Source organism: Nocardioides sp. CF8 (assembly GCF_000389985.1).
Classification (GTDB): Bacteria; Actinomycetota; Actinomycetes; order Propionibacteriales; family Nocardioidaceae; genus Nocardioides; species Nocardioides allogilvus.
Genome location: NZ_CM001852.1, coordinates 4,214,031 through 4,217,237 on the forward strand (window position 1 = coordinate 4,214,031; position 3,207 = coordinate 4,217,237).

Sequence of the window (3,207 nt, forward strand, 5' to 3'; positions counted from 1 at the left end):
GCACTACACCACTATCGGGGACTCAACTCAGCCATTGGCATGGAACGTTGGGGGCGCGGAAGGCCTTCACAGGCTGCTAACACGACTCTGGATCTCGCGAGCGGTGTCGTTCTCGAGCCGACGCGCTGCGGTCGAGTCGAAAAGCAGGAGCTCTTCGCGACTCCGGGCACGACGCGACCCGCGGCGATATCAGTGCAACGACCTTTCGACCACGAGTGCCCAGAACGTCAGCGCCAGCGATCCAGGGAGATTGACTTCTCTTCGCGACTGCCCGGACCCTCATCTCGGATAGCTGTCGGCCCACGTCTGGCCCGTCGCCGAGAGCGGGATCGACTTCCAGGCGTGAGTCCATGCGCTTGCGACACAGAGACTCGTCTGGTTCCTCGCGGGCGGTGCGACGTGAGGTCCGTCATGGACGGCATGGGCACGCCCAGACACAGACGATGCACAAGAGCCGAGGTTTCCCGTCAGGACTCAGCCAGGGGTCGTCTCTTCATATATCGCGGAGCACGTCCAGAGATTGGTTGGCCCCGCATGATCGGCCCCGCTGCTCGATCTTCCTTAGGTGACTGTCAGAACCACAATGTCCACGGAGGAACACCATGCCGGACAAACTGCTCTACCGAGTCCCAGAGGTTGCCGAGTACCTCAGCATCAGCCGATCCAAGGTCTATGAACTCTTCAAGTCCGGCGAGTTGCGATCGGTTCACATCGATCGCACCCGTCTTGTCCGAAAGGCGGATCTAGAGCGCTACATCGACTCTCTTGCGTCCGCGTCCTGAAGATGCGGCGCTTCGTCGCCGCCCGGGGCGGTGGAGCGGAGTGTGTCCTGTTGACTCGTCTAGTTCATGCGGCACCCTAGGGGTTGACACAACCGATGCTATCGGTGATGTGATTTAGGGTGTGATGAAATACGGGATTAGGCATTGGATCGGGGTGCGGCACGTGGCACACTGCAGGTATGAGCACTCAGTCGACCATCGCCCGCGGCGACCTGCGCGCCTACGAAGAGTCGGTGCGGCTGGCCACGCCGGAACTCGTCGAGCGGCTGCGCGACCTGCTCGGCGCCAAACTGGTCGCCTACCTGGGTTCGGTCCAGGAGACCCGAGCGGTCCGACAGTGGGCCGACGTCGATGACGCGCGCACGCCGTCGACCGACGTGGTCAACCGGCTGCGGATGGCTTACCGGATCGCGGCGCTGCTGCGCGGCAAGGACTCCGCGGCGGTCGTCCAGGCGTGGTTCCAGGGCATGAATCCGCGGCTCGACGACGTCGCGCCGGCGCGGCTTCTGCGTGAAGGCGACCTCGAGCAGGTCGGCCCCAGCATCCTGGCGGCCGCGCGCGCGTTCGCCGCTGCCGGATGACGTCGCCGGTGGCTGAGGCATCCCAACTGGTCGTCGTTGACGCGGCCGAGGAGGTCTGGCGGGTCGGCTTCAAGCCGGAGCCCTGGGTCTGGTCGGGTTGGGAGTGGGCCGGCACCGATGGACGGTTTCACGGTCGATGGGACGACCGGCAGGGCAACTTCCGCACCATCTACGCCGGCTCCACCCTGCTAGCCTGCCTGCTCGAGGTCCTCGCCGGCTTCCGGCCGGACCCGACGCTCGCGCTCGAGCTCGATGACATCGTGGAGGACGCCGAGGACGCCGCCGCGCATCCGACCGCCCGGGCCGGCGAGATCTCCTTCTCGTGGCTGGAGCCCAGGTCAGCTGCCAGCGCCACGCTGACCGGCCGCTTCTGCGCCGTCACGGCGGCCGAGTCCATCGCGGCACTGCGGCCGCAGTTCGTCGCCCTCGCTCACCTGCTGAACCTGCACGACTTCGACGCGGCCGCACTCAAGGACGGACGCCCGAGGGCACTCACCCAGTCCGTGGCCACCTACCTGCACGCCAGCACCGAACTCGACGGCGTCACCTTCGCCTCCAGACACGGCGACGACCTCGCCCTGTGGGCCGTGTTCGAGCGCGCCGAGGACCCCGCGGTCAGCTCTACCCTCGACGCGATCGAGCACCACGCGCTCTCCCCTGAGCACCCCGACGTCCAGGAGGCTCTCCGGATCCTCGGCCTCACCTGGTCAACCCACTGAGCTCGCCAGCCATTCCACCCCTGCGCCGGGGGCCGGCGTGCCACGATTCAACCGTGGGATTCTTCAAGCGCAGCGAGGCCGTCAGTGCCAAGAAGATCGGGGCTCATGCCCGCTACGTCGATGAGGACGTCCAGCGCGTCGACCTCAAAGTGACCAGCACCGACGGCGAGACGGCGACCATCGACCTCAGCCTCGACCAGACCCGACAGCTCGTCATCGACCTGACCAACGCCTACGGGGCCTGTCGGCCGGCGCTGCTGGACCAGAAGCAGGTCGACCGGATCACCTCGTTCTTCGGGATGCGCTGATGACCCGCTACGAGTACGACGAGGAGGCCAGCGCGGCATGGCGCATGGACGTCGTGCACGAGGTCGACGACTCCCCCACACCAGTCTCTCGGTGGGTGGACGCGATGCGTCGTCTCAACACGATCAACGACCCGCTCGCCCGCAAGCTCCTGGCACTACACCGCGACTGCGGGGCCGGCACGGGCGTGTGCGACTCGCTCGATGACGACCCGGATCCCATGGATCGCCGCTCGAGCTGGGGCTGTGAGACGACCGCTCTCATCGCGGACCACTTCGGCGTCGAGTACCCGCGAGGCTCGTCGAGCGATAGCGCGTGAGCTCGCTGAAGGCGCGCGTGGTCGCAGTCGACGTCGGCTCAGTCCGCTCCAACTTCGCCTGGGCCGGCCTGGATCTCCCGGGTCGTCGTCCAGTCGGGGAAGGTGGGCGGAACCCCGAGGGCTCGGCGGTGGCCGTACTGGATGCACTGTGCTCCGGCGTGCCAGTAGCCCTCGGGTTCGAGGCTCCCCTGATGGTTCCCGTCAGCCCTGTCGGGCTGGACGGGTGGATGACCCTGGGGCGCGCCCGCCAGGGTGAGACCGTCGATGGTCACTCGAGGCCCTGGTCGGCTGGCGCCGGCAGCGGTGCCCTGGCTACGGGCCTGGTGCAGATGGCGTGGTTGCTCGAGCGCATCGGTTCCGGTATCCCCACGCTGCGGTGCACGACCCGTCCCGAATTGTGGCTGGCAGGGGATGCGGATCTGTTCGTGTGGGAGGCCTTCGTATCGGGGACTGGCAAGCCGGTGCCGGCGGGGATCACCCAGCACGCGGCAGACGCGGCC

6 protein-coding genes are annotated in these 3,207 nt (G+C 67.1%); all 6 read left to right on the forward strand.

Going from position 1 to position 3,207, the window contains the following annotated elements; genetic code table 11:
* The first annotated feature begins 602 nt into the window (after positions 1 to 602).
* Entirely contained in the window at positions 603 to 782 is a 180-nt protein-coding gene (locus tag CF8_RS23760) for a helix-turn-helix domain-containing protein (protein WP_036491718.1), read from the forward strand.
* 179 nt (positions 783 to 961) lie between these two features.
* Positions 962 to 1,363 (forward strand): hypothetical protein, encoded by a 402-nt coding sequence (locus tag CF8_RS20505; protein WP_010834979.1) that lies wholly within the window; start codon positions 962 to 964, stop codon positions 1,361 to 1,363.
* A gap of 8 nt (positions 1,364 to 1,371) precedes the next feature.
* Positions 1,372 to 2,082 (forward strand): RES domain-containing protein, encoded by a 711-nt coding sequence (locus CF8_RS20510; RefSeq protein ID WP_051204296.1) that lies wholly within the window; start codon positions 1,372 to 1,374, stop codon positions 2,080 to 2,082.
* A gap of 53 nt (positions 2,083 to 2,135) precedes the next feature.
* Positions 2,136 to 2,390, forward strand: a complete 255-nt coding sequence (locus CF8_RS20515; RefSeq protein WP_010834981.1) for a hypothetical protein — start codon at positions 2,136 to 2,138, stop codon at positions 2,388 to 2,390.
* Entirely contained in the window at positions 2,390 to 2,707 is a 318-nt protein-coding gene (locus CF8_RS20520; protein ID WP_010834982.1) for a hypothetical protein, read from the forward strand. Before CF8_RS20515 ends, CF8_RS20520 begins: the two co-directional genes overlap by 1 nt.
* Positions 2,708 to 2,898: 191 nt before the next feature.
* Positions 2,899 to 3,207, forward strand: a 309-nt coding sequence (locus CF8_RS23410) for a hypothetical protein (RefSeq protein ID WP_232211553.1), incomplete at its 3' end; no start/stop codon positions are given.